The 26,260-nt window shown below is 55.7% G+C and carries 23 protein-coding genes and 2 tRNA genes; 19 read left to right on the top strand and 6 right to left on the bottom strand.

Going from position 1 to position 26,260, the window contains the following annotated elements:
- The 8 genes from ACTQ52_RS03045 to ACTQ52_RS03010 all read left to right on the top strand — a co-directional run bounded on the left by ACTQ52_RS03045 (position 1) and on the right by ACTQ52_RS03010 (position 8,811).
- A complete protein-coding gene (locus tag ACTQ52_RS03045) occupies positions 1-927 on the top strand; it encodes a nitronate monooxygenase (RefSeq protein ID WP_410042786.1) in 927 nt (308 codons plus the stop codon).
- 104 nt (positions 928-1,031) lie between these two features.
- On the top strand, positions 1,032-2,090 hold the full coding sequence (locus ACTQ52_RS03040) for an ACP S-malonyltransferase (protein WP_441226468.1): 1,059 nt from the start codon (positions 1,032-1,034) through the stop codon (positions 2,088-2,090).
- A gap of 117 nt (positions 2,091-2,207) precedes the next feature.
- On the top strand, positions 2,208-2,963 hold the full coding sequence (fabG, locus tag ACTQ52_RS03035) for a 3-oxoacyl-[acyl-carrier-protein] reductase (protein WP_441981768.1): 756 nt from the start codon (positions 2,208-2,210) through the stop codon (positions 2,961-2,963).
- Positions 2,964-2,994: 31 nt separating this feature from the next.
- A complete protein-coding gene (gene fabF / locus ACTQ52_RS03030; protein ID WP_410042783.1) occupies positions 2,995-4,278 on the top strand; it encodes a beta-ketoacyl-ACP synthase II in 1,284 nt (427 codons plus the stop codon).
- 167 nt (positions 4,279-4,445) lie between these two features.
- Positions 4,446-4,850, top strand: a complete 405-nt coding sequence (fabZ, locus tag ACTQ52_RS03025; protein WP_410042823.1) for a 3-hydroxyacyl-ACP dehydratase FabZ — start codon at positions 4,446-4,448, stop codon at positions 4,848-4,850.
- Positions 4,851-4,929: 79 nt separating this feature from the next.
- Entirely contained in the window at positions 4,930-5,388 is a 459-nt protein-coding gene (locus ACTQ52_RS03020) for a MarR family winged helix-turn-helix transcriptional regulator (protein WP_410042782.1), read from the top strand.
- Between the two features lie 256 nt (positions 5,389-5,644).
- Positions 5,645-7,138, top strand: coding sequence for a tagaturonate reductase (locus ACTQ52_RS03015; RefSeq protein WP_441981767.1), 1,494 nt, complete (start codon positions 5,645-5,647; stop codon positions 7,136-7,138).
- Between the two features lie 182 nt (positions 7,139-7,320).
- Positions 7,321-8,811, top strand: coding sequence for a UxaA family hydrolase (locus ACTQ52_RS03010; protein ID WP_441226465.1), 1,491 nt, complete (start codon positions 7,321-7,323; stop codon positions 8,809-8,811).
- A 171-nt stretch (positions 8,812-8,982) separates the two neighbouring features.
- Here ACTQ52_RS03010 and ACTQ52_RS03005 read toward each other — a convergent pair whose 3' ends face one another.
- Entirely contained in the window at positions 8,983-9,585 is a 603-nt protein-coding gene (locus ACTQ52_RS03005) for a hypothetical protein (protein ID WP_410042779.1), read from the bottom strand.
- A 435-nt stretch (positions 9,586-10,020) separates the two neighbouring features.
- Between ACTQ52_RS03005 and ACTQ52_RS03000 the strand changes: the two genes are divergently transcribed.
- Both ACTQ52_RS03000 and ACTQ52_RS02995 read left to right on the top strand, forming a co-directional pair.
- The gene (locus ACTQ52_RS03000; RefSeq protein WP_410042778.1) at positions 10,021-10,251 is read left to right on the top strand and encodes an HPr family phosphocarrier protein; all 231 of its coding nucleotides are present in this window, start codon (positions 10,021-10,023) and stop codon (positions 10,249-10,251) included.
- Positions 10,244-10,837 carry a M48 family metallopeptidase gene (locus ACTQ52_RS02995; protein WP_441981766.1) on the top strand — a complete coding sequence of 198 codons (594 nt, stop codon included), beginning with the start codon at positions 10,244-10,246 and terminating at the stop codon, positions 10,835-10,837. The genes ACTQ52_RS03000 and ACTQ52_RS02995 overlap by 8 nt, the downstream gene beginning before the upstream one ends.
- Positions 10,838-10,883: 46 nt before the next feature.
- Here ACTQ52_RS02995 and ACTQ52_RS02990 read toward each other — a convergent pair whose 3' ends face one another.
- From ACTQ52_RS02990 to ACTQ52_RS02975, 4 genes are all read right to left on the bottom strand, one after another.
- Entirely contained in the window at positions 10,884-12,605 is a 1,722-nt protein-coding gene (locus tag ACTQ52_RS02990) for a D-alanyl-D-alanine carboxypeptidase family protein (RefSeq protein WP_410042776.1), read from the bottom strand.
- Positions 12,595-14,769 carry a sensor histidine kinase gene (locus tag ACTQ52_RS02985; RefSeq protein WP_441981765.1) on the bottom strand — a complete coding sequence of 725 codons (2,175 nt, stop codon included), beginning with the start codon at positions 14,767-14,769 and terminating at the stop codon, positions 12,595-12,597. The genes ACTQ52_RS02990 and ACTQ52_RS02985 overlap by 11 nt, the downstream gene beginning before the upstream one ends.
- Positions 14,769-15,476 carry a response regulator transcription factor gene (locus ACTQ52_RS02980; protein WP_410042774.1) on the bottom strand — a complete coding sequence of 236 codons (708 nt, stop codon included), beginning with the start codon at positions 15,474-15,476 and terminating at the stop codon, positions 14,769-14,771. The genes ACTQ52_RS02985 and ACTQ52_RS02980 overlap by 1 nt, the downstream gene beginning before the upstream one ends.
- Before the next feature lie 157 nt (positions 15,477-15,633).
- A complete protein-coding gene (locus tag ACTQ52_RS02975; RefSeq protein ID WP_441981764.1) occupies positions 15,634-16,944 on the bottom strand; it encodes an SH3 domain-containing protein in 1,311 nt (436 codons plus the stop codon).
- 396 nt (positions 16,945-17,340) lie between these two features.
- Between ACTQ52_RS02975 and trmB the strand changes: the two genes are divergently transcribed.
- The 4 genes from trmB (at position 17,341) to ACTQ52_RS02955 (ending at position 20,162) form a co-directional block, all read left to right on the top strand.
- Positions 17,341-18,009 (top strand): tRNA (guanosine(46)-N7)-methyltransferase TrmB, encoded by a 669-nt coding sequence (trmB, locus tag ACTQ52_RS02970; RefSeq protein WP_441226461.1) that lies wholly within the window; start codon positions 17,341-17,343, stop codon positions 18,007-18,009.
- A gap of 163 nt (positions 18,010-18,172) precedes the next feature.
- Positions 18,173-18,245: transfer RNA gene (locus tag ACTQ52_RS02965), tRNA-Lys, on the top strand.
- 25 nt (positions 18,246-18,270) lie between these two features.
- A tRNA-Lys gene (locus tag ACTQ52_RS02960) sits at positions 18,271-18,343 on the top strand.
- Between the two features lie 220 nt (positions 18,344-18,563).
- Positions 18,564-20,162 carry a C40 family peptidase gene (locus ACTQ52_RS02955; protein ID WP_441981763.1) on the top strand — a complete coding sequence of 533 codons (1,599 nt, stop codon included), beginning with the start codon at positions 18,564-18,566 and terminating at the stop codon, positions 20,160-20,162.
- Between the two features lie 52 nt (positions 20,163-20,214).
- Here the strand turns inward: ACTQ52_RS02955 and ACTQ52_RS02950 are convergent, their stop codons facing one another.
- Positions 20,215-21,105 carry a LysR family transcriptional regulator gene (locus ACTQ52_RS02950; RefSeq protein ID WP_410042770.1) on the bottom strand — a complete coding sequence of 297 codons (891 nt, stop codon included), beginning with the start codon at positions 21,103-21,105 and terminating at the stop codon, positions 20,215-20,217.
- A gap of 363 nt (positions 21,106-21,468) precedes the next feature.
- On the opposite strand from ACTQ52_RS02950, the gene ACTQ52_RS02945 reads away from it, so the two are divergent.
- The 5 genes from ACTQ52_RS02945 (at position 21,469) to atpG (ending at position 26,249) form a co-directional block, all read left to right on the top strand.
- Entirely contained in the window at positions 21,469-22,155 is a 687-nt protein-coding gene (locus ACTQ52_RS02945) for a F0F1 ATP synthase subunit A (protein WP_441981762.1), read from the top strand.
- A gap of 184 nt (positions 22,156-22,339) precedes the next feature.
- Positions 22,340-22,561, top strand: a complete 222-nt coding sequence (gene atpE, locus ACTQ52_RS02940; protein ID WP_410042768.1) for an ATP synthase F0 subunit C — start codon at positions 22,340-22,342, stop codon at positions 22,559-22,561.
- A gap of 43 nt (positions 22,562-22,604) precedes the next feature.
- Complete coding sequence (gene atpF / locus ACTQ52_RS02935) at positions 22,605-23,111, top strand: F0F1 ATP synthase subunit B (RefSeq protein WP_410042767.1); 507 nt, start codon at positions 22,605-22,607, stop codon at positions 23,109-23,111.
- Between the two features lie 3 nt (positions 23,112-23,114).
- Positions 23,115-25,163, top strand: a complete 2,049-nt coding sequence (atpA, locus tag ACTQ52_RS02930) for a F0F1 ATP synthase subunit alpha (protein ID WP_441226460.1) — start codon at positions 23,115-23,117, stop codon at positions 25,161-25,163.
- Positions 25,164-25,340: 177 nt separating this feature from the next.
- On the top strand, positions 25,341-26,249 hold the full coding sequence (gene atpG, locus ACTQ52_RS02925; RefSeq protein WP_410042765.1) for an ATP synthase F1 subunit gamma: 909 nt from the start codon (positions 25,341-25,343) through the stop codon (positions 26,247-26,249).
- The last annotated feature ends 11 nt before the right edge of the window (positions 26,250-26,260 follow it).

Here is a 26,260-nt window from a genome sequence, read left to right as displayed (position 1 = left end):
ATGACATTACTGAATGAATTACTGGGAACGAAATATCCGATCATCCAGGGCGGTATGGCCAACATCGCCACGGGTCGCTTTGCGGCGGCCTGTGCCTGTGCCGGCGCGCTCGGCCTCATCGGAACCGGTGGTATCCACTTGGCGGAGGAGCTCCGTACCGAGATCCGGACCGCACGGAAGCTGATCGAGGAGGCTGCGACACCGGATTACGAGCCGGTGTTCGGTGTGAACCTCATGCTGATGAATCCATGCACGGAGGCGTTTGTGCAGGTGTGCATCGAAGAGAAGGTGCCGGTGGTGACGACCGGTGCCGGCAATCCGGGACAGTATATGGCGGCCTTTAAGGAGGCCGGCATCAAGGTGATTCCGGTGGTCGGTGCCCCGATCCTCGCGAAGCTGATGGAGCGCCTCGGTGCGTACGCCGTCATCGCCGAGGGCTGTGAGTCCGGCGGACATGTCGGCGAGATGACGACGATGACCCTGGTGCCGCAGTGTGTGGACACCGTGTCGATTCCGGTCATCGCGGCCGGCGGGATCGCAGATCACCGTCAGTTTAAGGCAGCCATGGCCCTCGGTGCCTGTGGCGTACAGATCGGTACGGTGCTGCTGTCCGCAGAGGAGTGCCCGATCCATGAGAACTATAAGGCCGCGCTTCTGAAGGCACAGGGCAGTGACGCCATCGTGACCGGACGGATCGGCGGTACACCGGTGCGTGTACTGAAAAACCAGATGACCGTCGCCTATATCAAGCAGGAGAAGGCTGGCGCCGATAAGATGGAGCTCGAGAAGTTCACCCTGGGTTCCCTCCGTCGCGCCGTGTTCGAGGGCGATGTGAAGACCGGCTCCCTGATGGCTGGGCAGGTATGCGGACAGCTGCATACGATTCGACCGCTCGCGGAGATCCTCGAGGATATCTGTCAGGGATAAATCGAAGCGCGTTTCGTGCAGCGTCGGTGGACGTGAGAAAGGATGCATTTCCGGTGGCGTAGCCTCACGCGGGCTGTCATCGAAAGCAGATAGAAAGGTAGAACATGAAAACAGCATTTTTATACGCAGGACAGGGCAGCCAGTATGTCGGCATGGGTGCCGATCTGTACCGTGATTATCCGGAGTTCCGCCGGGTGTTTGACAGTGTCAGCGATGCGCTTCAGCGCTATACGAAGAGTGAGGACTTCCGTAAGGAGTTTGCAGGGGGCGAGGGCGTCGATCAGAACTATGATCTCCACCGTCTCGTCTTCCAGGATCCGGATGGTGTCATCAACGAGACCCGTTACACCCAGCCGGCGATGGTGGCCTTCGCCTGTGGCGTGACCGAGATCCTCCGTGTACATGGCATCCGTCCGGATGTGACCGCCGGCCTTTCGCTCGGTGAGTACTCGGCACTCGAGGCGGCAGAGGTGATGGACGCAGAGACCACGGTGAACATGGTCGCCTTCCGTGGTGCCAGCATGGCGGCTGCGTCCGAGGGCATCGACTGCGGCATGAGCGCGGTCCTCGGTGTAGCGGCTGAGGATCTCGAGACGGTCTGCCGTCAGGCGCAGCTCGAGACCGGAAAGATCGTTTCTCTCTGCAACCTGAACTGCCCGGGACAGATCGTCATCGGTGGTGAGAAGGCAGCTGTCACGAAGGCGGCCGAAATCATCAGCGCGAGTGGCAGCGGCAAGAGCATCCCGCTTCGCGTGTCCGGACCGTTCCATACCGTCTTTATGAAGAGCGCTGGCGATGCGCTCGCACGCTACTTTAAGAGCATCCGTTTTCAGCGCCCGAAGTGCCCGGTGATGTTTAACTACCTCGGCGGGACCTGTGAGGAGGTCAGTGCATCCGTGGAGTCCACGACGGCGACGACCCTCGCTGGACTTCGCCGGGCGATCCCGGAGCTTCTCGAAGAGCAGGTGCAGAAGCCGGTCCGCATGGAGGCGATTCTCCGTGAGATGTTTGAGGACGGCGTGACGAATTTCATCGAGATCGGCCCGGGCCATACGCTCGCCGGTTTCGTAAAGAAGGTCGCCCGCGATATGGGCATCACGGAGTTCACGGTCACCGCGATCGAGACCTCTGAGGACATCGCGAAGCTCTGTGCGGAAGCCTGAGGGCAGAGCGCCCGCAGCGTCGCGTCGAAGAAATCCATTTTTAACGCAATTTTTCTATAAATACAGTGTTCCACAGGAACAGAAGTGACTGTCTGGAAACAGCCGGAGGAAAAACAAATGTCAGAAACGACAGAAAAGATCACAGGTGCAGCGATCGTCACCGGTGCAGGCCGGGGGATCGGCCGTGCCATCGCGGTGGAGCTCGCGCGTCATGGCTATCACATCCTCGTGGATTATGCGGGGAATGCTTCCGCCGCCGAGGAAACGGTTGCACTCTGCCAGGCGGAAGGCGTCGATGCCTTCGCTGTGCAGGCGGATGTATCTGACGAGGACGCCGTAAAGGGTCTCGTAAAGAGTGCGCTCGAGCGCTTCGGACGCATCGATGTGCTCATCAACAACGCGGGCATCACACGTGACAATCTGATGCTTCGCATGAGCGCAGAGGACTTCGACCTCGTGATCGAGAAGAACCTGCGTGGTGCCTTCCTGATGACGAAGTACGTCGGAAAGGAAATGCTGCACCAGCGCTCCGGACGCATCGTAAACATCTCCTCCGTCGTCGGCGTGCATGGCAATGCCGGCCAGGCGAACTATGCGGCCTCGAAGGCTGGTCTCATCGGTCTCACGAAGACCACCGCCCTCGAGTATGCGAGCCGCGGCATCATCGCGAACGCCATCGCCCCGGGCTTCATCGACACCGACATGACGAAGGTGCTGCCGGAGAAGGTGAAGGAAGCGATGCTGCAGCAGATTCCGCTTCGCCAGTTCGGACGCCCGGAGGATGTCGCGAAGGCGGCGGCCTTCCTGGCATCGGACGACGCCCGCTATATCACCGGTCAGGTACTCGGTGTGGATGGCGGCATGGGCTGCTGATAAAGTTAATATAGAAATATAGGAGAACACAATGAATAAACGTAGAGTCGTCGTCACTGGTCTCGGTACGGTGAATCCGACCGGCAATGATACAGAGACTTCCTGGGCAGCCATCCGCGCCGGACAGTGCGGCATCGGCCCGATCACCCATTTCGATACAGAAAATTTCACGATCAAGCTCGCCGGTGAGGTGAAGGATTTCGATCCGTCTGCCATCATCGACCGTCGTGAGCAGAAGCATATGTCGCGCTATGCGCAGTTCGCCATCGTGGCTGCCGAGGAGGCGATCCGCGAGAGCGGCATCGGGAGCGCAGCGGAGCTGAAGACTTCCGACGCCGCGGACGCCGGCATCGGCCCGAAGGAATATGAGGCGAGCCGTATGGGCGTTATCATCTCGTCCGGTATCGGCGGCCTCAGCACCATTGAGGAGGAGCATACGAAGGCCCTTCAGCGTGGCTTCGAGCGTGTGTCTCCGTTCTTCATTCCGATGGCGATTTCCAACATGGCGGCAGCGAACGTTGCGATCCGTCACGGCTTCAAGGGCATGTGCACCTGTCCGGTGACCGCGTGCGCCGGCGGCTCGAACGCCATCGGCGACGCTTTCCACCGCATCCGTGATGGTTATGAGGACGTCATGGTGGCTGGCGGCACCGAGGCGAGCATCACGGAGCTCGGCATCGGCGGCTTCGCCAGCATGCGTGCCCTCTGCGCTGCGACGAACCCGAAGCGCGCGAGCATCCCGTTCGATCAGGAGCGTGGCGGCTTCGTCATGGGCGAGGGTGCCGGCATCCTGGTGCTCGAGGAGCGTGAGCATGCGCTCCACCGTGGCGCGAAGATCCTCGCAGAGATCGTCGGCTACGGCGCGAACTGCGACGCCTACCACATCACAAGCCCGAACCCGGAGGGCGAGGGCGGTGCCGACTGCATGCGCCTCGCCATCGCAGACGCGGGCATCCAGCCAGAGGAAATCTCCTACATCAACGCCCACGGTACCTCCACGCATCTCAATGATGCCTGTGAGACGAAGGCCATCAAGGCGGTCTTCGGAGCGAAGGCCTACGAGATTCCGGTTTCCTCCACGAAGTCGATGACCGGTCACCTGCTCGGTGCGGCCGGCGGCGTCGAGGCCCTCTTCAGCGTGAAGGCCCTCGAGGAGCAGTTCATCCCGGCGACCATCAACTACCAGGTGCCGGATCCGGAGTGCGACCTCGACATCGTGCCGAACGAAGGACGTGCGGCGAAGCTCGACTACGTCCTCTCGAACTCCCTCGGCTTCGGCGGACACAACGCCTGCCTGATTTTCAAGAAGGCCTGAAGGGAGATGCCATGACAGAAGAGATGAACACGAACCCGTCTGTTTCCGAGGCGGATGCTGAGATCATGACCGCAGCGGCAGCAGAGATGCACGCTTCTTCGGAAGCGGGCGAAAACGCAGCCACGGTCGAGGCGGCACGCGCAGCGCATCCGCTCCGTGTCGATGAGATCAAGGAGATCATCCCACACCGCTATCCGTTTCTCCTGATCGATCAGGTGGTGGATTATGAGCCGGGAAAGTTTGCCGATGCACGAAAGTGCGTCACGGTGAACGAGCCCTTCTTCCAGGGACACTTCCCGCAGTATCCGGTGATGCCAGGCGTCCTCATCATCGAGGCCCTCGCACAGACCGGCGCCGTCGCGCTCCTCAGCATGCCGGCGAATAAGGGAAAGATCGCGCTGTTCGGCGGCATCAAGAACGCCCGCTTCAAGAAGCAGGTACGTCCGGGCGACGTCCTCGAGCTCCACTGTGAGCTCACCCGCATGCACGGCCCGGTCGGCATGGGTACCGCCGTCGCCACCATCAACGGAAAAACCGCTGTGCAGGCGGAGCTCACCTTCGCGGTACAGTAAAAAAATTGTATAGAATCGGCGAGAGCATGATATAATCGAACTGTTCATACGAAATGTAAGTTAAAGGAAAAGGTGCTACATGCTGAACCAGTCTATCGCCGATCTCTATAATCGCTTCCGCATCCACTTCTACAAGCGGGTCTTTTCGAAGGAAAGCAGCCGGGATGAGTCTCTGACCTCGGTTGAGGCCTTCAGTCTCGAGTGCATCAAGGCGCTCGGGGAGCCGACGGTGGCGGAGTTTGCGAAGATGATGGGCATTTCGGCTCCGAACGCGGCATATAAAGTCAATGCACTCGTCCAGAAGGGATATATCGAGAAGGTGCAGTCGGACGAAGACCACCGCGAGTTCTACCTCCACCCGACGGAAAAGCTCGAGAACTACTATCACCGTAGCTACCAGTTTCTCGATGAAGTCGTGAAGCGCTTCGAGGAACGCTTCTCTGAGGAGGACCTCGCGAAGCTCGACGAGATGCTGCAGGTCATCACGAAGGAGATGATCCCGGAGCTCGATCCGGAGCACCTCAGAAAGCGGGACTGATTCGGAAATCAATGTGAACAGGAGAAGAGGGATATCAACCGGCTTTTTGTGCTATCAGCATAAAACAGGCCGGTTTTTTCGTTTCTTTTGACGAATTCTGCGTTTCTTTTCGGGAATTCTGATTTTCTGATTGACATATTTTGAGAAGAAGCATATATTCTATGTAAGCGCTTACATAAAGAGCAGGGAAGCGCTGCCCTGGTAAGCATAGACATCGATTTTTAGAGCATTTCACAGCTGAAAGGAACGAATTAAGATGGAGAAGTTAAATTATCAGGTACTTGATCAGTCTGGTTATCAGGGATATGTCCTGAAGGATGCACCTGTGAAGGTGATGCAGTTTGGCGAGGGTAATTTCCTCCGTGCATTCGTTGACTATTTCTTCGATATGGCAAACGAGCATGCGGACTGGAACGGTAAGGTGACCCTCGTTCAGCCGATCGCACAGGGTCTCACCGAGTATGTCAATGCGCAGGAGGGTCTCTACACCCTGTACCTTCGTGGTTCTGAGAATGGTCAGAAGGTGAACAACAAGCGTGTGATCTCCGCTGTCAAGGACTGCATCAATCCGTATACTGCAGAGGGCTTTAAGGCACTCCTGGAGCTTGCAAAGTCGGATGATCTCGAGTACATCGTTTCGAACACCACCGAGGCCGGTATCGTCTATGATCCGGACACGAAGTTCGATCAGGAGCCGCCGGTTTCCTTCCCTGGTAAGATGACGAGAGTGCTCTATGAGCGTTTCAAGGCCGGCAAGGGCGGACTCGTCGTTCTCTCCTGCGAGCTGATCGACGCGAACGGTCAGGTGCTGAAGCAGATCGTAAACCGTCACATCGATGAGTGGGGCCTCGGCGAGGACTTCAAGAACTGGGTAAACGAGAAGGTTCTGTTCTGCTCCACACTCGTAGACCGTATCGTTCCGGGCCGTATCCGCGATCCGAAGGAGGTTGCAGAGCTCGAGGCGGAGAACGGTTACACCGATCCGCTGACCGATGTCGGCGAGGTATTCGGTGTATGGTACATCGAGGGACCGAAGGAGCTCGAGGACAAGCTTCCGTTCAAGAAGGCCGGCGTAAATGTACATGTCGTTCCAGAGGTTGCTCCTTATAAGAAGAGAAAGGTAAGAATCCTGAACGGTGCACACACCGGCTTCGTACTCGGTGCATACCTCGCAGGCTTCGACATCGTGCGTGACTGCATGCACGACGAGGTCATCCGTGACTACATGAACAAGATGCTCCAGGATGAGATCATCCCGATCCTTCCGCTGGATAAGGAGGATTGCGAGAAGTTCGCTTCTGCGGTTGAGGATCGTTTCAACAACCCGTTCGTTGATCACCAGCTGATGAGCATTTCTCTCAACTCTACCTCGAAGTGGAGAGCGAGAAATATGCCTTCCTTCCTCGAGTATGTTGAGAAGTTCGGTAAGCTTCCGGCAGTGCTCACGATGAGCTTCGCAGCGTACATGGCATTCTACAGCTGTGATATCCAGCGTCGTGAGGAGGATGGCCTCGTATGCAAGCGTCCGGCAGGCAACGAGTACAAGATTCAGGACGACGCCTTCGTCCTCGACTTCTACTTCGCACACAAGGATGACGATGTGAAGACCCTCGTACACGCTGTGATGACCAACACCGAGTTCTGGGGCCAGGATCTCACCGAGATCGCCGGCTTCGAGGAGGCGACCGTACAGAACCTCACCCTCATCCGTGAACAGGGTGCGAAGGCGGCTTACGCAAGCGTACTGTAAAGTGAACCTGTCGGCACATATGCTTTCTGGAAGAGCCGGAAAGCATATCGCCTGGGACAGCGTGGCAAACAATCGAACAGCGGCTTCGCATCGCGGACCTTTCGTGATGTGGATTCGTTCAATGCTTACATCATCGGCCGGGACAGATCACTGCTCCGGCCTGTGGTTTCAGGAGGAAAATTATGGCAAGAGCAAAGGTAGTGCATATCAGCCCGGAGGACAATGTCGTCGTGGCCATCGCTCCGATCGCGAAGGGTGATGAAATCAAGGTCGATGACATTGACCTCGTCGCAGCGGAGGACATCCCACAGGGACATAAGGTGGCCGTCACGCCGATCGCGGCAGAGGGCCAGGTCATCAAGTACGGCGTTTCGATCGGTCACACCACCGAGGATGTGAAGCCAGGTCAGTGGGTGCATACCCACGATATGAAGACGAATCTGTCCGGCGAGGTGGAGTATACCTACGAGCCGGCGGTGCCGGAGAAGAAGACCATGCCGGTCGAGACCTTCGAGGGCTTCGTGCGTCCGGATGGCAAGGTCGGCACGCGAAATGAAATCTGGATCATCCCGACCGTCGGCTGTGTCAATGATGTGGCGAAGCATCTCGTGGAGATGAATCAGGACATCGTGCAGGGCAGCATCGAGGGCCTCTATACCTATACGCATCCGTTCGGCTGCTCTCAGACTGGTCATGATCACGCGACCACCCGTAAGCTGCTCGCAGATCTCGTACGTCATCCGAATGCAGGCGGCGTGCTGGTGCTTTCCCTCGGCTGCGAGAATCTGACCCACGAGCAGTTCCTCGAGGAGCTCGGTGCGTACGATCCGAATCGTGTGAAGTTCCTGACCTGCCAGGACGTCGAGGATGAGTTCGAGACCGGAACGAAGCTGCTTCATGAGCTCGCAGCGTATGCCGGCCAGTTTAAGCGTGAGACGGTCGGTCTCGATAAGCTGGTGCTCGGCATGAAGTGCGGCGGCTCCGATGGCCTGTCCGGCATCACGGCGAACCCGACCGTCGGCCGCGTATCCGATCTGATCGTGGCGCAGGGTGGTACCTCCATCCTCACCGAGGTCCCGGAGATGTTCGGTGCCGAGAGCATGCTGATGGGCAGATGCGTGAATCGGGAAATCTTTGACAAGGCAGCACACATGCTGAACGGCTTCAAGGATTACTTTATCAGCCACAACGAGGTGGTCTATGATAACCCGTCCCCTGGAAACAAGCAGGGCGGTATCACGACCCTCGAGGACAAGTCCTGCGGCTGTGTACAGAAGGGCGGCAAGGCGGCGATTTCCGACGTCCTCGCCTATGCAGAGCCGGTACATACGAAGGGCCTGAACCTCCTCTATGGACCGGGCAACGACCTCGTATCCAGCACGAACCTGACCGCTGCCGGCTGCACGGTGATTCTCTTCACCACCGGCCGTGGCACACCGTTCGGCGCACCGGCACCCGTTGCGAAGATCGCGACCAACGATCGCCTCGCCGAGCGCAAGGCAAACTGGATCGACTTCAACGCTGGTCCGGTGGCTTCCCAGGGTGAGTCCGTCGATGACGCCGGTCGTCGTCTCCTCGACCTCGTGAAGGAAATCGCGTCTGGTAAGAAGACGAAGGCAGAGCAGAACGGCTTCCGTGAGATCTCCATCTTCAAGGATGGCGTCGTGCTGTAAATTTTATGATGATGCCAGTATTCGGAGGCACAGTCCTGCGAACTTCTCGCAGGACGCCCGAGGCTGGCGATCTGCATTAAAAACGTCCCCGGAATGTTTCCAGGGACGTTTTTAATGCGTTCATATATGGAAAAAGCGCTGACAAAGACAGAAGTCGTCAGCGGTCTTTATTCAGATGATGCCGCGCTTCCGTGTATGCTGTATGATCTCTTCGATCTCAGCGGCGATCGCCTCGTCATAGCCCTCGAAGCCACGATAGCGGGCGACAGCGGAAAGTACCTGCTGCTTCACCTGCGGATGCAGGGCGCCACCTCTCAGGCCCTTTACGGCGTCCAGAAGGTCCTGCATCTGCGCGGTCGTCGGCTGTATCGCTGCCACCTGTGCAAAGGCGCGTACCATGCCATCCGGGCGCAGCGCGGACATGCCGGTCACCATGAACAGTGCACCACCGAGCATCACCACCGCGGCCAGAATCATCAGCGGATTATTCTGCTGCTGTAGCATGAGAAGCGCGGCAAGACCGAGTACGCAGCCGCCCACACCAAGCAGTGCAAACTTCCGTGCATTCTTTCGATAGGTTCCCAGCGCCGATTCGCCCGCCTGCACCGGGGGCTTCGGCGTCGGAGCGTTCGTCGTCTCCGCTTCATTCACTACGGTGCTCTCCGCAGTTTCTGCGCGGTCTTCCGTCGATTCACCGGAGACAGGATCGTCTGGACCCTCCACCTGATTCCGCGCCATAAGTTCATTTACTTCATTTAATTTATGCTGATCCATACTGGAAATCTCCTTTTTCATCATTCGTAAATTTTACCTTTTCTTTCCTTGATTCTCAAGTGCATAGCAGAATGAACGTAAAAATAAAAGTGCACTATAAATAACAGCGGAACAGTTTTAAAACGTGTGGTACCGGATTTTACGGGCAGGTAATCGAACTTTTTGAACAACTGATATATCAGTCAAACGCTGAAAAAGTGACGGAATTCCGCCATTTCACTGTAATTACCGAAAAAATTCACAGTAATTTTACATAGTGACAAAACTGTAATATTTTTTCGTTATTATGCTGAAGTAAGGCACGCGTAACTGTGCAAATTTTAGCCTATTTCGTCGATGACAAGAGCGCTTTTTCGATGGTATCATCCCGGAAAACAGAGATGTATTTCGAGAGGTTTTCACTGTTTTACTCTCACGTTATTGCAGGAGGAAATTATGAGCACATTAAACATTATGTTACAGGATCGCGACGCGGTTACAGAGTTCGTGGCTGCAACGACCAGCATGCCGTTTGATATGGATCTCGTACAGGGCTCTCGCGTTGTTGATGCAAAATCACTTCTTGGTATTTTATATATGGGTCTTGGCAAGGTTCTTAATCTGAAGCTCGATACCGAGCATCTGCCGACAGCGAAGCAGACCCTTCACAAGTTCATCGTTGAGTAAGCTGTCACAGGGGCATACCGTCGAGCAGAACGATTCCGTTCGCATCGAGCGGAGTCGACGCCGATCGATCGTGCTGTCCGTGAACAGTAGGGCGGAGGTCATCCTCAAGGTGCCTTACCGGACGACGAACGCAGAAATCAATCGTATACTCTTCGAACGGCAGGACTGGATCCGTACCCACGTGGCACGGGTCCAGTCTGCGCGTGTATCTGCCGATACACTGTCTCCGCTGACGGACGAGGAGCTGCGGCAGCTCAGCCATCAGGCGGCGCAGTACATCCCACCACGTGTAGCGCTGTACGCGGAGCGCATCGGCGTCTCTTATGGACGTATCACGATCCGTCATCAGCGGACCCGCTGGGGAAGCTGCAGCACGAAGGGAAATCTCAATTTCAACTGTCTCCTCATGCTGACGCCGCCGGAGGTCATCGACTATGTCATCGTGCATGAGCTCTGTCACCGGAAGGAAATGAACCATTCCGCGCGCTTCTGGACGCTGGTTGCATCGATTCTTCCGGACTATACAGAGCAGAAGCGCTGGCTGCGGGAGCACGGTGGTGTCATCATCGGACGGCTGGAAGCATAAGTGAAAATAAATAATAAAAAACCAGGGCGGCGTTCCGCCCTGGTTTTTATTTGCGTTTCCGGCGTCCGGTACGACTGTTCAGCATCATATCGCGTCGGGCCTTCTGCTCCCGCGTAAGGTCCCTCGTATGCTTCAGCATACGCTTCCGGCGACGCGAGCGGAGGAACTCCTCCCGACGCTCCAGAAGATAGTAGATGACGAAGACGAGTCCGGCGACGAGTGCGATGACCGCCAGGATGAGCAGCACCCGAACGATCGGCTTCGGCAGCTCGATCCGGCCCTTCTCCCGGTTCAGGACGATCGGTGCGTGGTTCGCCGTGCTTTCCTGTGGCAGCTGACCGGCGACCTTCGGCTTCGTATCCTCCACGGTCTTCCCCGAGAGATGGATCGTCTCTGGTACGGTTTCCTGCACCTTCGCCTCCATCACCGCGGCATCCTGAGATGCCGCGGCCTTCGCCGCGCTGTCATCCGTGAGCCGGATATAGGCCTGGCCGAGGCTTCGGTCGTCCATACTGTAGTCCACCCGGGCGAAGGAGCCGTCGGCTTTTTCCTTGTCGGACAGGTCATAGCGCATCGAACGCTGGACACTGTCGAAGCTTTCGTTCTTCGGGAGCGTCACATGGTTGGACGCATCGATGGTGAAATCCAGCGTATTCACGAGCTGGATGCCGTCTACCTTCAGATTGGAGGCGAGCTTATTATAGCTCTCATCGGCGGTGGCGACCTCGAGCGACTGGAAGTGGTCGTATCCGAAATTGAAGAGATTTCGTGTATCGCGATACTGCGAGTTGTGTCCATTCAGGATGACACAGATCAGCGTCATGCCGTCGCGTTCACAGGCGGTCACCAGTGTGTTGCCGGCGAGGGTTGTGTACCCGGTCTTACCGGCGAACACACCCGGATAGTAATCTGAGAAGGAACGGCGCATCATATGGTGATGGGCGTAAATCGTGTTTTCCGGCGCATCCGCGTTCGGATACTTGTTGATCGGCGCATGGGTATAGACCTGCGTCGCGTCGATGGAACGGAAGGTATCGTTCTGGATCGCGTACTGCATGATCTTTGCGAAATCCGCCGCACAGGTATAGTGCTCCGGATTATTCAGACCAGACGGGTTCGCAAAATGTGAATTCACGCAGCCGAGCTCCGCTGCCTTCTGGTTCATGAGCTCCGCAAACTTTTCATTGGAGCCGGCGATGTATTCGGCGAGGGCATTTGCGCAGTCGTTGGCCGACTGAAGCAGCAGACCATAGAGACAGTCCCGCACGGAGAGCTTATCGCCCGGAACCGCACCGATGATCGTCGAGTTCTGCTCGAGATTCCCATTGACCGCGGCATAGGAGAATGTGACCTTGTCTTCGAGATTCGTACAGTTCTCGAGGACGATGATGGCGGTCAGTACCTTCGTGATCGAAGCCGGATAGTAGGCGGTCGTCGCGTTCTTTTCATACAGTACAGCGCCGGAATCGGCATCGATGAGGATCGCGCCCTCGGATTCGACGTTGAATTCCGGTGTCGGCCAGGTCGCTGCATAGGCGGTGAGTGGTGCGCATCCACTTGCAGACAGCGCGGAGCTGAGTACCGATGTCACCGATCGTCCGGCATCCGTGAGGATGTTCCCGGTCGACGACATTGCCTCAGACCGCATCGTTCCAGAGGGATCCGAAACGACGGTGGCGGAGAGCAGTGAGAGCGCGCTCAGTGTCAGGAGACTGCGTCGGACGAAGCGTGACAGATATTTCGTTTGTTTCTTTTTCTTATCCTTCATTTGTATCCCTGGCGGCGGTCTTCAGCACGATCGCGGCCTTATACAGGTCGCCATCGATGGAGATGACGAGCTCGCCATCCATTAATTTCGTGAGGCTCTTCGCGATCGAGAGACCGAGGCCTGAGCCCTCTGTGGTCCTGCTGACATCACCGCGTACGAAACGCTCGGTGAGCTCCTCCGGGGAGATATTCAGCGGACGGGAGGAGATGTTTTTGATCGTGCAGGCAGCGGTGCCTGTCTCTGTATCCTCGGTGACATCCACGTAGACGCGGGAGCCACGAAGCGCATACTTGCAGCAGTTGTTCAGCAGGTTCTCGATGACACGCCAGAGGTGGCGGCCGTCGGCACGGATCATGACCGGATGCTCCGGATAGCTGAGGATCATCTCGAGCTTTGCAGCTGAAGTCTTGTCCTCGAACTCACCGAGTGCCTGCTCGACGATCTCCGTGTAGTTGATATCGGCGAAGTCAATCTTGACGTTGCCGGAGCTTGCCTTGCTGGCTTCGACCAGATCCTCCGTCAGTGTCTTCAGACGTGTGGACTTCTGATCGAGCACCTTCAGATACGCCTGCACGTTCGGATTATCGATGTTCTCTCGCTTCAGAAGATCGACGTAGCTGATGATGGAGGTCAGCGGTGTCTTGAGGTCATGCGAGACGTTCGTGATGAGGTCTGCTTTCAGGCGCTCTGCCTTGACCTGTTCATCCACGGCCTGACTGAGACCGGTGGCGATCCGCCAGGCGTAGCAGTCGATCGCGAGGATGATGATCGCGATGCCAAGTGCCGACAGAAAGGCCCGGAGGCTCTGTGCCTGGAAGAAATGGACGAAGAGCGTTACGACCATACCGGCAGCCAGCAGATTCGGCAGCACGAAGAGCACATAGGTAAATATCTTCGGGGTGGTTTTTTCCGCCGCATGGATATAGTGCCCGATGAGGCCAGCGGTGCCGTTCAGAAGCGAATCCGCCCAGAGACGACCGGCCTTAAAGCTGCGCACGATCGAAAGCGTGAGTGGCAGTGCCACGAAGTAATCCGCGAGGAAGCGGATGCAGTTCTCCCAGAAGCTCCAGTTATCGATGACGCCGAGGATGTTTTCGAGCGAGCTCAGGAATACCGGTGTAACGAGGAAGGCGATCAGTCCAAAGAGGGCACCGATCAGCATCCGAAGCTCGACCGGCAGGTGATCAAACGGAAGAAGATGGGGCTTTCGGTCGCTCTGTTCCGCGCCATGGCCGGTCCAGGTGATGAGGAGCACGAGGCTTACGATGAAGCTGACGCTCGAGAGGATCAGGAGTGTCAGACCGATGATGCTGTTTTCACGTCGCTCGTTGTACTCCTGTGAAGCGTCTGCGAAGGAATCCTGCACCGGAAAGCTGGTGTCGATACCCGTGGAAAAACGATACTGGCAGTTACTGCCGAACGGACTTCTCGCCTGCAGAAGCATGATGAGATCCTGCGGCAGGTCGTGGTAGTCAGAGATGACCTCCAGCGAACTCGAATCGGTATAGGCGTACTTCGGAAGGCTGCGAATCTCGTCCTCGCTCAGTGATGGGGCGTTGGTATAGACGCGGCTTTCCTGATCCTTCTGATAGATGACATTAAAATAGAAGTTTGTACGTGCAGGATCAAATTCGCTCTTGACGGCATAGTAGCGTGCCAGATGGCTGAGTGCCTCCTTCGTCAGTGTGCCGAGCGACATCTGCCCATCGGTCGGGCTCTGCTGCTTATAGTTCGGCATGTAGGCCCGGTACTGTACGACGATCTGATGCTTCAGCTCATCCATCTCCTTCGTGACGGTCGCTACGCCGCCCTCCCGAAGCTGGTTTTTCGTATCGAAGTAGTAGCCCATGGAACGCCCGTACTGGATGAGATAATCCAGGGAATAGGAAACGTTCTGCCCATTGACGTCGGCCTGTGCGATGATCTGATTCAGATTCAACTTGCCGTCCTCCTCGAAGATATCCGTGAGCTTGATATAGTCGAAGACGTCAGCCATGGTCTGGTGGGCCTGGTTCTCGAAGGCATTGCTTTCGATGTAGTCCGGCTGCGACACATACTCGAGCGCATTTCCGCCCGCCGCGCCGAAGGTGAGGATGCCGATGCTCACGAGCACCATCAGGATGGCGATGGCGTTCACAATCGCGCTGATTACTTTTTTGATCATTACTTGTCGCCGTCCTGCTTCTCGATCTTATAGCCGACACCCCAGACGACCTTGAGGTAGCGTGGCTCACGCGGATTGATCTCGATCTTTTCACGGATATGGCGGATGTGCACCGCGACGGTGTTATCCGCGCCGATCGCCTGCTCGTTCCAGATCGAGGTGTAGATGTCGTCGATAGAGAATACCTTGCCCGCGTTCTTTACGAGCAGCAGCAGGATATTGTACTCGATCGGGGTCAGCTTGATCGGATTGCCATCGACGGTGACCTCCTTCGTGTCATCGTTCATGACGAGACCACCACAGGCATAGATATTTTCGCTCGTGGTTTCACCCATGTTGCCGAGCTGTGTGTAGCGGCGCAGCTGAGACTTTACGCGGGCCACCAGCTCGAGCGGATTGTACGGCTTCGTGAGATAGTCATCGGCGCCGACATTGAGACCGAGGATCTTATCGTTATCCTCCCCCTTTGCGGAGAGCATGATGATTGGGATCGAGCTCGTTTCACGTACCTTCAGTACAGTGTGTACACCATCGAGCCCCGGCATCATCACATCGACGATCAGAAGATCAACTTTATTCTTTTCCATGATGTCCAGTACATCATAGCCATCGTAGGCTTTTAAAACATGAAAGCCCTCACCGGTCAGGTAGATGGAAATCGCCTCGACGATCTGCTTATCGTCATCGCATACCAGTATTGTCTGCATAGAAAACCTCCATGAAAAAATATAAATTAACTACATTAGTATACCGTACTATGAGGAGCAATGCAAAAAAAGAAAGCATCGAAATATGTGACGGTTTTATGAAGATAAAAGAAGAGCTGTGCAGCGGGCACAGCTCTTCGGGTGATGTTATGCGGATTCAGGCGGCAGGGGTTTCTGCAGCTGGTGTTTCTGCGGCTACCGGCTGAACGAAATCGCTCTTGATGTAGGCATCCTCGCCGTTGTAGTCGATATTGACCCAGCCATCGGCTTCACCCTTATAGGTGACCTGCGTGCCGGCATCGAGAACGGCGAGTACACGGCAGTCGGTATTCGGCTCGGTACGAACCTTGACGCCGGTCGTGGTCATATAGATCGCGGTCGTCGGCTCCGGTGTGGCCGTCGTCTCTGGAACGATCGGTTCGGTCTCCATCACCGGCTCGGTGGCGGCTACGGTGGCAGCTGGTGTCGTCTCGATCGTCGCACTGCCGGAGTTGCCCATCAGAACGCGGATCAGAATGACCGCGAGGATGAGACAGAGAATCGGAATCACGTACTTCAGGATGCCGTACAGATCCAGCTCCTGCTTTCTGCCCTTCTGACCGCCACGTGGACGGTTCGCATTGCGACGACCAGAAGCGGCTGCCCGCTTCGCTGTACTGGTTGCGGCCGGACGACGATTTCCATTCCGGGATACGCGCTCGGAATCACGAAGCGGCCGGGTCGGACGCTGGTTCGTATTCCGGCTGGAGCGGTGATGCACATTACTGCCGGAACGACGTGGCGCATTTCCTAATGGAAGATCGACACCACTCGCATCGAAGGATGAACGTGGTGCTGTAGCAGCTCCTGCGCCGAAATCTTCCGAACCGGCAGCCGTATCGTATCCGCCCTCGTTTTCTGTCGCAGTATAACGGCGCACGGTATCGGCATCGTCTGAACCGTCTGCCTCATAGCTGCTGCTCACGCTGTCTGCTGCATCTGTAGAAGCATACGAATTTGAACCTGCCGCAGCGAAACTTCTCTCACCTGCCGCCGGTCCGCTGTAACCGCTGGAGAAGCGGCTGGAACCCTGGAAGCTGCGTGTTTCGTAGCCGCCTCCGGATGAACGCTGCGCGTTCGAGTCTACATAATGCTCGAGTGCATCCTTCAGAAGAGAGAAGGAATCATTCGCCGCCTGCGCCGTCGCCTGGACACCGTTCTCGGTCTGCTCCGCATATAAACGGATGGCGTGATACTGATCCCGCGTCTCCTTTGAAATCAGCCGGTTTTCAAACAGCTGCTCGATATCACTCTCGAGATTGTTCGAAACGAGAACCGCCTTATCCACCTGCATACGGACGATCCGCTTCAGAATCTCACGGTCCAGAACCATGGCTTCAGCATAGCGACCGTTCAGAATATTCTGTTGAGCCTCATTTAAGTCGGTGCGAATTTTGCCCCAGATACTAGCTTCTCTTGGTGTTGGCATCAGAAACCTCCTTGACGGGAACATGTCCCAGCGCCGGAAAACGGCACGGAAAGATATTTTTTTGAGAAAAAAGAATGTCTTTTTTCGGAAAAACCTTCTTTAAATATACAGTCTAAGTATAACCAATTTCCAAAATCACTTCAAGGAAAAAGCATTTTTTCAGTCACGCAGCTGCCCCTGCATGAACGGTTATTCAGAAGCAGTATAGACGCCGTAACTGAAGCAGTGCTGAAAAAGTAGGGTTGGGATGTGGATATCGGCGGGGCGCAATGCCGAGCCCCTGCTTGCGACTGCGCGGAATGTATGTTACACTGCGAAAAACCGTCGTTTTCGTGCACGTCTCGAAGGCGAGTGCAGAATCGGCATCCTATACATAGAAACAGAAAGTGAAAGATTATGAGATTAAGACATATCACCGGCTCAGAGGACTACGTCGCGCAGTCTGAGTACGTCGTACACGAACCAGAGAAGAACAAGGGACAGTGGCAGCAGTTTTTCGGTAACGGGCACCCGATCCACGTGGAGATCGGCATGGGTAAAGGCCAGTTCATCGAGCAGATGGCGCTGACGCACCCGGAGATCAACTACATCGGCATCGAGCGTTACGATACCGTGATGCTGAAGGCGCTGAAGAAGCGAGAAGCTCTGATGGCGGAAGGTGAAGCACTCCAGAACCTCACCTTCATCTCTATCGACGCTCGCCTCCTCGCAGATGTCTTCGAGGCCGGCGAGATCGAGCGCGTCTACCTGAACTTCTCCGACCCGTGGCCGAAGGACCGCCAGGCGAACCGCCGTCTCACCAGCCCGGTTTTCATGAAGATCTATCAGCAGTTCCTGAAGCAGGACGGCGACCTCGAGTTTAAGACGGATAACGAAGGCCTCTTTGATTACTCCCTCCTGTCCATCCCGGAAGCCGGCTGGACCCTGACCGCCGTTACCCGCGACCTTCACCACGACGAGCGTATGAACCAGGGCAATATCATGACCGAATATGAAGAGAAGTTCTCCGCAAAGGGAAATCCGATCTTCAAGCTGATCGCGACACCGCCAGTACACGAAGCATAAACAGAATTCTGCAGGCAGGGGACCCGGAGGGTCCCCTGCCTGCCTGAACTGTTACATATGGTCAAAATTTTTTTGAAAAAGTTTTGAAAACCTGTTGACAATCAAAAACAGATTTTGTATATTACATAGGCGTCGAGCGGAAGACACGACACGAAAGACAAATGCACCTTTAGCTCAGTTGGTAGAGCAGCGGACTCTTAATCCGTTTGTCCAGGGTTCAAGTCCCTGAAGGTGCACTCGAAAAGTTCATATCTGTTTTATGCACCTTTAGCTCAGTTGGTAGAGCAGCGGACTCTTAATCCGTTTGTCCAGGGTTCAAGTCCCTGAAGGTGCACGACGAAGAGCCACATGTGAAAGCATGTGGCTTGTTTTTTATGAAAAAGTTCAGGCTGACCATTCGGTCTCCTGTCTCGAAATTTACATATCGTAAGAGAATTTTAAATGTACAGCGGCCATGACATGGTATAATGTACTTTTATACAGATGAAATTTAAAATGGCAAGCTGTGCGGTGTATCCTGCACAGTGAACACGCAGCAGAGAGGTTACGAATATATGTTAAATCGAAACTTTACCCGTCTGACAGCACTGATGCTGGCGGGCAGTATGCTGGTGCTGACCGGCTGTCAGCAGCAGATCGGGGATACCCGGATGGCGACCGAGACAGAATCAGAGATCGTGGTGACCACGGCTCCGGAAGCCGCCACGGTCGATGCCGTCGCCGCGCTGGGGGTCAACTCGAACGTCCTTCCGTCCATCGCCGGTGTCACCATCGACGGATCCGCCGAGGACCTCGCACCGGTTAACCTGACGGTCGGCGTCATCAACTCCGTCGTTGCCGATCTCCAGCAGCGCCTGATGGATCTCGGATTTATGGATCCTGATGAACCGACAACCTACTATGGAGAAGCGACCTCACAGGCGGTCAAGTATTTCCAGCGTCAGGTCGGCATGGCGCAGGATGGTATCTGCGGTGTCCAGACCTGGGATGCGATCATGAGTGATACGGCTCCGCACTATGCGCTGAAGCCGGGCTTCCAGGGTGCGGATGTTACGAATGCGCAGTATCGTCTGTATAACCTTGGTTATCTCTACCACGCCTCGGATGTCAATGGTACCTATGACGAGACGACCGTGGAGGCGATGAAAAAGCTCCAGACACAGAACGGACTGAATCCGGATGGTATATACGGCACCGCAACCTATAATCTTCTTTATTCAGATGAGGTAAAGGCAAACATCGTCGCTCTCGGCGAGCAGTCCGACCTCGTAAAGAAGTACCAGCAGTACCTCATCAACCTCGGCTATCTCAGTGGGGAAGCGGATGGTAACTTCGGACAGGGCACGCAGGCGGCCATCAAGGCCTTCCAGGCACGAAACGACCAGATCGTCGATGGTTACCTCGGTCCGGATACCAGAGCAGCGCTCGAGAATCCGAACGCGATGCCGTTCGCGATGCGTCTCGGCGAGCAGTCCGATTCCGTCAAGAACCTGCAGGAGTACCTCGCGAAGTACGGCTACCTCGATAAGAGCAACATCACCGGCTACTATGGTGAAGTGACGAAGAACGCCGTCGCAAGCTTCCAGAAGGTAAACGGACTCGGCCAGGATGGTGCGGCCGGTGCACAGACCATGAACATGTTCTACAGCGGCAAGGCGAAGTCGAGGCCGAAGAACAGCTCGAGCAGCACAGGTACGAACCGGAACAACAGCAGCTCGTCCGGTAATAAGAGCAGCAGTAAGAATAACAGCAGTGCAGTGAGCGGCAATGTCGGCGGCGGAGCGACGGTCTCCGGATCCGCAGGTGCACTGGTATCCATCGCCGCATCGAAGATCGGCTGCCCATACGTATGGGGCGCCAAGGGACCGAACAGCTTTGACTGCTCCGGCTTCGTCTACTGGTGTCTCAACCAGGCAGGTGTCGGTGTATCCTACATGACCTCCTCCGGATGGCGTAATCCGGGACGATTCCGTCGCGTATCCTACAACGAGCTCCAGGCAGGAGATATCATCGTCGTATCCGGCCACGTCGGCATCTGTGCAGGTGGCGGCAGCGTCATCGATGCATCCTCCTCGAACGGACGTGTCGTACATAGATCACTCGGTCCATGGTGGGCGAACCACTTCATCGCCGGCTGGAGAATCTTCAGCTGATCAATATAAAAACTCCGTTAGAAAGGGACGTGCCCCTCTCCAACGGAGTTTTTTAATGCCGAAGCTTGACGAACTCCTGCAGCAGCGTCTCCGCCGCTGTCGACAGTGAACGTGACTGATCGACGACCGCGCAGAAGGTCCGGTCCGGCAGCGGGTCGGTGAGCTGGATACGATAGACCTCACCACGCGCGAGGGCATCCCGCGCGAGTGCCTCTGGATAGAAACCGATCCCGAGATCATACGCCACCATCGGCAGGATCTGATCCGTGGAGGAGGCCTCCAGCTCCGGATCGAACGGCAGCTGATGATTCAGAAAGTACTGCACATAGAGCTCGCGGGTGCCGGTATCGCGGCCGACGCTGATGAGTGGATAGGTATCGAGCTCACGCAGAGACATGGGCTGCTCCGCAAGGTGCCGGAGCCCCGGACCGACGATGGGGATTTCCTTAAAGGCAAAGAGTGGCTCCATCGAGAGCGTACCATGAATCGCCAGCGGTGTGGTCACGAGTGCGATATCGGCGAGGCCGTCCCGCAGTGCCTTCAGTGCGCGAGGCGTCGAGTGATTTGAGATGCTGATGCTGATTTCCGGGAAGTTCTTTTTAAAGTCCCGCAGCACCGGCAGCAGCACGAGACGAAGTGCGTTCTCGGAGGCGGCGATGGTGACGTGACCGCTTTCCATATTGACATCCTTCTGGAGCTCCCGCTCACCGAAACTCAGCTGCTCGTACGCGATCGACACATGCTCGTAGAGCTTCTGCCCGACCTGTGTCAGGGTGATGCCACGCTTCCCGCGGTGCATGAGCTTACAGCCGAGCTCTGCCTCGAGGCTGTTCATCGCGCGACTCACGTTCGGCTGATTCGAGCCGAGCATGCGTGCTGCCTGGGTGAAGCTGCGACAGCTGCCGACATAATAGAAGATGCGATAATAATCATACGAAACCATAGGGACCTCTTCGCTCAATAGAGGTAACAGTTCAGGCCGCCCCGCCGGATCCCCTGCCTGAACTGTTACCAATAGAGATTATTTCCAAAAATACAATACAAGCTTGTGATTAATATATCAAAATGAACAATCGAAGTCAAAATGACATGATAAATATATAAAAAATACGGCTTGAATATGAAAAAATGCGGAATATAATAGCAACCGAAGTAATCGGGAGCACCATGCCTGCCCGGAAAAGGGGGCTGCCCTGCATAGATGAATTCCGTTGGCCGGTTTCGGTACGGAATTTTTTTATTGCATACGGCACCCGGAGCGGCATCACTCTCGAGCACTTACGTAAAAGAATATGGAGGTAGTAGAATGGAGCAATTTACTTCGGAACTCCAGGAACAGCTGCAGGTCGCCACTGCATTCACGATTCCGGTGTTCGGAGGGATTCAAGTTGCCGAATCGACCGTCATCACCTGGGTGATCATGGCTGTACTGGCTGCGCTTTCCATCTATCTGGGTTCGAACCTGAAGGTACACAACCCGGGTAAACGTCAGCAGGTCGCAGAAATGATCGTCACCTTCCTGGACAACTTCATCAACGGGATGCTGGGAGAGAAGGGAAAGCAGTATGGAACCCTGATTTCCGTCATCCTCATCTATATCGGAGTGTCCAACGTGATCGGTCTGTTCGGACTGAAGCCGCCGACCAAGGATCTGAATGTCACGGTCGGTCTTTCACTCATCAGTATCGTGCTGATCGAGGTCGCGGGTATCCGCGCGAAGGGCGCGAAGGGCTGGATGAAGAGCTTTTCACAGCCGGTTGCGATCGTGACACCGATCAATATCCTCGAGCTGGTGATTCGTCCGCTGTCCCTGTGCATGCGACTTTTCGGTAATGTACTCGGCGCATTTATCATCATGGAGCTGATCAAAATGGTCGTTCCGGTCGGCGTTCCGGCCATCTTCAGTCTCTATTTTGATATATTTGACGGACTGATTCAGGCATACGTTTTCGTATTCCTGACATCGCTTTACATCCAGGACGCGGTGGAGTAAACCGCAGCCGTCCTGCGACCGTCTCCCTGGGTTCGGCCAATGCCGTCGACCGGGAGATCGTCACGCTGCAAATGTGAAACAGCCCCTTCATTTGAAATGAAGAGCGGTAAACATAGGACGACCATCCAAAACAGAAAAGCCATGATGGTCGCTGATTTGTGAATGAATTTAAAGGAGAAAAATTATGAGCGTAACAGCAATTGGTGTCGGTTTAGCAGCATTCGCCTGCATCGGTGCAGGTCTTTCCATCGGTATCGCAACTGGTAAGGCAGCAGAGGCCATCGCAAGACAGCCGGAGGCAGACGGCAAGATCATGAGAATCCTTCTTCTGGGGTGCGCCCTCGCCGAGGCAACCGCGATCTACGGCTTCGTTCTCGGTATCCTCTGCATCTTCTTCCTGGGCTGATCTTTGTTTGAGACAGTAGTACAGTGAAGACAGGAGAAGAAACATGTTAAGAGTAGATATCAACTTATTATTTACCGTGATCAACCTGCTGTTCCTGGTTTTCCTTATGAAGAAGTTCCTCTTCAAGCCGGTGCGCGCGGTCCTCGAGAAGCGTCAGAACGAGATCGAGGCATCGTTTAAGAACGCAGATGCCGTCAACCAGGAGGCAGCAGCGCTGAAGGAGAAGTATGAGGCGAGCCTCTCGAACATCGAGACGGAGCGTCAGGAGACCATCAATCAGGCGAAGATCGATGCGTCGAAGGAGTACGACGAGATCATCCACAACGCAAACAAGAAGGCCGACAAGATCATCGCCGAGGCGAAGATCCAGGCCGAGAAGGATGCCGAGACGAAGCAGCATGAGATGCAGCAGCAGATGGCCGTGCTCGTCGCACAGGCAGCCTATAAGATCGCGACCTCTCATGACAGTGCAGCGAACGACAGCCAGCTGTTTGATCAGTTCCTGAACGACAGTGAGGGGCAGCAGCCGAACGGCACGAAGGAGGCATAAGCGATGACGCAGAATGCAAGAGAGATTGCAGAACGTTTGATTCAGCTGCAGGTTTCTCCGAGCGTGATGAGTTCGACCTCACGTATCTTTGAGGTCCTGCCGGAAACCCTTTCCGAGCTCGGTGATCCGACCGTGTCACTGGAGAAGAGAAACACCATCATCGACAGTGTGTTCCCGACCGAGGTGCGAGATACCCTGAAGCTTCTCTGTGAGCAGAATGCGCTCGGAAGCTGGAAGGACATCGCACAGCAGTACAGTGAGATCCGTGCGACTGCAGAGCGCCAGACCCAGGTTCGTCTTCGCTACGTGACGAAGCCGACGGAGAAGCAGCTCCTGAATATTCAGAAGTTCGTTTTTGATAAATATAAGACCCAGTATTTCGACTTTCAGATGCAGGAGGATAAGGCACTCGGTGGTGGCTTCATCCTCGAGGTAGGCAACGATCAGTACGACTGGTCGACGAGCGGCCGCCGGAATCAGTTCCTCGAGCAGCTCCGGAATACCCGTTCCAGCCTCACAAGCGATGCCGACATCCTGACGATTCTTCAGAAGGGCATCTCAAACTTCGACCTGAAGGCCGAGAAGAAGGAAATCGGCTTCATCGAGAGCGTCGGTGATGGTATCGCCATCATGAACGGCCTCGATCATGCCATGTATGGCGAGGTCATCGAGTTCGATAACGGGACGAAGGGTATGGTACAGAACATCGAGCGGAACCGTATCGGTGTCATCCTCTTCGGTGACGAGACCGGACTCGGCGAGGGCAGTCGTGGTATGCGTACCGGTCGTATGGCCGGCGTACCGGTATCCAATGACTACCTCGGTCGTGTCGTAAACGCTCTCGGTGAGCCGATCGACGGTCTCGGTCCGATCCATGAGGACGAGTACCGCGCCATCGAGCAGCCGGCACCAGGCATCATCGATCGTCAGCCGGTCAATGAGCCGCTGCAGACCGGTATCCTCGCGATCGACTCGATGTTCCCGATCGGTCGTGGACAGCGTGAGCTGATCATCGGCGACCGTCAGACCGGTAAGACCTCCATCGCGATGGATACGATCCTGAACCAGGCGGATAAAAACTGTATCTGTATCTATGTCGCCATCGGTCAGAAGGAGTCGACCGTTGCTTCGCTCGTTGAAAACCTGAAGAAGCACGATGCGATGAAGTATACCTGCGTCATGGCGGCCACCGCTGCAGATCCGGCACCGATCCAGTACATCGCACCATATGCAGCGACCGCCCTCGCTGAGTACTTCATGTACAAGGGACAGGATGTCCTGATCGTCTACGATGATCTCAGTAAGCATGCCGTCGCCTACAGAGCGCTGTCTCTGCTTCTCGGTCGTGCACCGGGACGTGAGGCGTATCCTGGTGATGTCTTCTATCTGCACTCGAGACTCCTCGAGCGTTCCTGCCGTCTCAGTGAGAAGCTCGGTGGTGGCTCCATCACCGCACTTCCGATCATTGAGACCCAGGATGGTGATGTTTCGGCCTATATCCCGACGAACGTCATCTCCATCACCGATGGTCAGATCTTCCTCGAGAGCAACCTCTTCTTCGAGGGTCAGCGTCCGGCCGTCAACGTCGGTCTGTCCGTATCCCGAGTCGGTGGTGCGGCACAGGCGAAGGCCATGAAGAAGGCCTCCGGCTCCCTCCGTATCGATCTCGCGCAGTATCGTGAGATGGCCGTCTTCACGCAGTTCTCCTCGGATCTCGATCAGAACACCCGTGATCTCCTGACCCAGGGTAAGGTGCTCATGGAGCTTCTGAAGCAGCCACTCGGTCATCCGATGTCCCTGGCGGATCAGGTCATCACCCTTGTCACCGCGCTCAATAAGAAACTGATGAGCGTCGAGCCGAAGCATGTCAAGGAATTCCAGGGGGAGATGCTCACGTATTTCGCACAGCGCTATCCGGAGATCGGTAAGAACCTCGAGATTTCGAAGGTGCTCGATGACGATGCGAAGAAGAGCATTCTGAGCGTCGCCGACGAGTTCCTGAAGATCTGGGACAGCGAGCACAGCACATCAGGAAGCACGAGCGCAGTCTAAGCGTTTCATCATATAACGCCAATGCTTCCGGCGAAGCATCGTCGTGCAGCAGGTGAGGATTGCCTCGTCCATATCGTTATCTATACGTAGGACGTGACATTTTATCCTGCGGAGTCGAATCGGCTCCGGGACATGAGGATGCCGGCGGGAAGCATTGGCGGAAGACAGGAGTACATCATGGCAACAACAAGAGAGCTTCGGGATCGTATCTCGAGCATCGATAATACGCTGAAAATCACCAACGCCATGTACCTCATCTCCAGTACGAAGCTCCGGAAGGCGAAGACGGATCTGGCGAAAACCGAGCCGTATTTCTATACGCTGCAGACGATGATCCAGCGTATCCTTCGTCATCTGCCGGAGGATTTCACGCATCCATACCTGGATGTGCGTCGTTCGGTTCGTGAAACGATGGAACCGAGGGATTATAAGACGGCGGTCATCTGCGTGACAGCGGATAAGGGTCTCGCCGGTGCCTATAATCATAATGTGATCAAGCGGACCGAGGAGATCCTCCGGGAACGCCCGAATCATCAGCTGTTCGTCGTCGGCGAGATGGGCCGTGCATACTTCCATGCACAGAACGAGCCGATCGCGCACCACTTCCGCTATACGGCGCAGAATCCGACCCTGCATCGGGCACGTGTCATCACGGGTCATATGCTGGATCTTTTCGAGGCACATGAGTTCGATGCGCTCTACATCGTGTATACACGTATGAAGAACAGTCTGGAGATGGTCACCGAGACCGAGCAGCTGCTTCCGCTGGATAAGCTGAACGGCGGTGTGCTGGGAACGACGGTACCGATGGTCGCGGGTATGGAGGAGTTCCGTATGCGTCCGACACCGAAGGCCATCATCGACAACGTCATCCCGGATTATCTGAACGGTTTCATCTACAGTGCGCTGGTCGAGTCCTTCTGCTCGGAGCAGAATGCACGTATGACCGCGATGGATGCCGCGAACCGGAGTGGTAACAAGCTGAAGCAGCAGCTGAGCATCCAGTATAATCGGCAGCGTCAGGCACAGATCACACAGGAAATCACGGAGATCGCCGCTGGCGCCCGCGCGCAGCAGCGGAAGTAGTTAGGAGGATA

Source organism: Oribacterium sp. Sow4_G1_1 (genome assembly GCF_052116105.1).
In the GTDB taxonomy this organism is placed as follows: domain Bacteria; phylum Bacillota; class Clostridia; order Lachnospirales; family Lachnospiraceae; genus Oribacterium.
Note: the sequence above shows the minus strand (reverse complement) of the source record. Positions and strands in the feature narration are given on the sequence as shown.

What these genes read in the sequence shown, in the direction of transcription:
- ACTQ52_RS03045 (WP_410042786.1), top strand. Translation starts at nt 1, where the DNA reads ATGACATTACTGAATGAATTACTGGGAACGAAATATCCGATCATCCAG.
- ACTQ52_RS03040 (WP_441226468.1), top strand. Translation starts at nt 1,032, where the DNA reads ATGAAAACAGCATTTTTATACGCAGGACAGGGCAGCCAGTATGTCGGC.
- fabG (WP_441981768.1), top strand. Translation starts at nt 2,208, where the DNA reads ATGTCAGAAACGACAGAAAAGATCACAGGTGCAGCGATCGTCACCGGT.
- fabF (WP_410042783.1), top strand. Translation starts at nt 2,995, where the DNA reads ATGAATAAACGTAGAGTCGTCGTCACTGGTCTCGGTACGGTGAATCCG.
- ACTQ52_RS03020 (WP_410042782.1), top strand. Translation starts at nt 4,930, where the DNA reads ATGCTGAACCAGTCTATCGCCGATCTCTATAATCGCTTCCGCATCCAC.
- ACTQ52_RS03015 (WP_441981767.1), top strand. Translation starts at nt 5,645, where the DNA reads ATGGAGAAGTTAAATTATCAGGTACTTGATCAGTCTGGTTATCAGGGA.
- ACTQ52_RS03010 (WP_441226465.1), top strand. Translation starts at nt 7,321, where the DNA reads ATGGCAAGAGCAAAGGTAGTGCATATCAGCCCGGAGGACAATGTCGTC.
- ACTQ52_RS03005 (WP_410042779.1), bottom strand. Translation starts at nt 9,585, where the DNA reads ATGGATCAGCATAAATTAAATGAAGTAAATGAACTTATGGCGCGGAAT.
- ACTQ52_RS03000 (WP_410042778.1), top strand. Translation starts at nt 10,021, where the DNA reads ATGAGCACATTAAACATTATGTTACAGGATCGCGACGCGGTTACAGAG.
- ACTQ52_RS02990 (WP_410042776.1), bottom strand. Translation starts at nt 12,605, where the DNA reads ATGAAGGATAAGAAAAAGAAACAAACGAAATATCTGTCACGCTTCGTC.
- ACTQ52_RS02985 (WP_441981765.1), bottom strand. Translation starts at nt 14,769, where the DNA reads ATGATCAAAAAAGTAATCAGCGCGATTGTGAACGCCATCGCCATCCTG.
- ACTQ52_RS02980 (WP_410042774.1), bottom strand. Translation starts at nt 15,476, where the DNA reads ATGCAGACAATACTGGTATGCGATGACGATAAGCAGATCGTCGAGGCG.
- ACTQ52_RS02975 (WP_441981764.1), bottom strand. Translation starts at nt 16,944, where the DNA reads ATGCCAACACCAAGAGAAGCTAGTATCTGGGGCAAAATTCGCACCGAC.
- trmB (WP_441226461.1), top strand. Translation starts at nt 17,341, where the DNA reads ATGAGATTAAGACATATCACCGGCTCAGAGGACTACGTCGCGCAGTCT.
- ACTQ52_RS02955 (WP_441981763.1), top strand. Translation starts at nt 18,564, where the DNA reads ATGTTAAATCGAAACTTTACCCGTCTGACAGCACTGATGCTGGCGGGC.
- ACTQ52_RS02950 (WP_410042770.1), bottom strand. Translation starts at nt 21,105, where the DNA reads ATGGTTTCGTATGATTATTATCGCATCTTCTATTATGTCGGCAGCTGT.
- ACTQ52_RS02945 (WP_441981762.1), top strand. Translation starts at nt 21,469, where the DNA reads ATGGAGCAATTTACTTCGGAACTCCAGGAACAGCTGCAGGTCGCCACT.
- atpE (WP_410042768.1), top strand. Translation starts at nt 22,340, where the DNA reads ATGAGCGTAACAGCAATTGGTGTCGGTTTAGCAGCATTCGCCTGCATC.
- atpF (WP_410042767.1), top strand. Translation starts at nt 22,605, where the DNA reads ATGTTAAGAGTAGATATCAACTTATTATTTACCGTGATCAACCTGCTG.
- atpA (WP_441226460.1), top strand. Translation starts at nt 23,115, where the DNA reads ATGACGCAGAATGCAAGAGAGATTGCAGAACGTTTGATTCAGCTGCAG.
- atpG (WP_410042765.1), top strand. Translation starts at nt 25,341, where the DNA reads ATGGCAACAACAAGAGAGCTTCGGGATCGTATCTCGAGCATCGATAAT.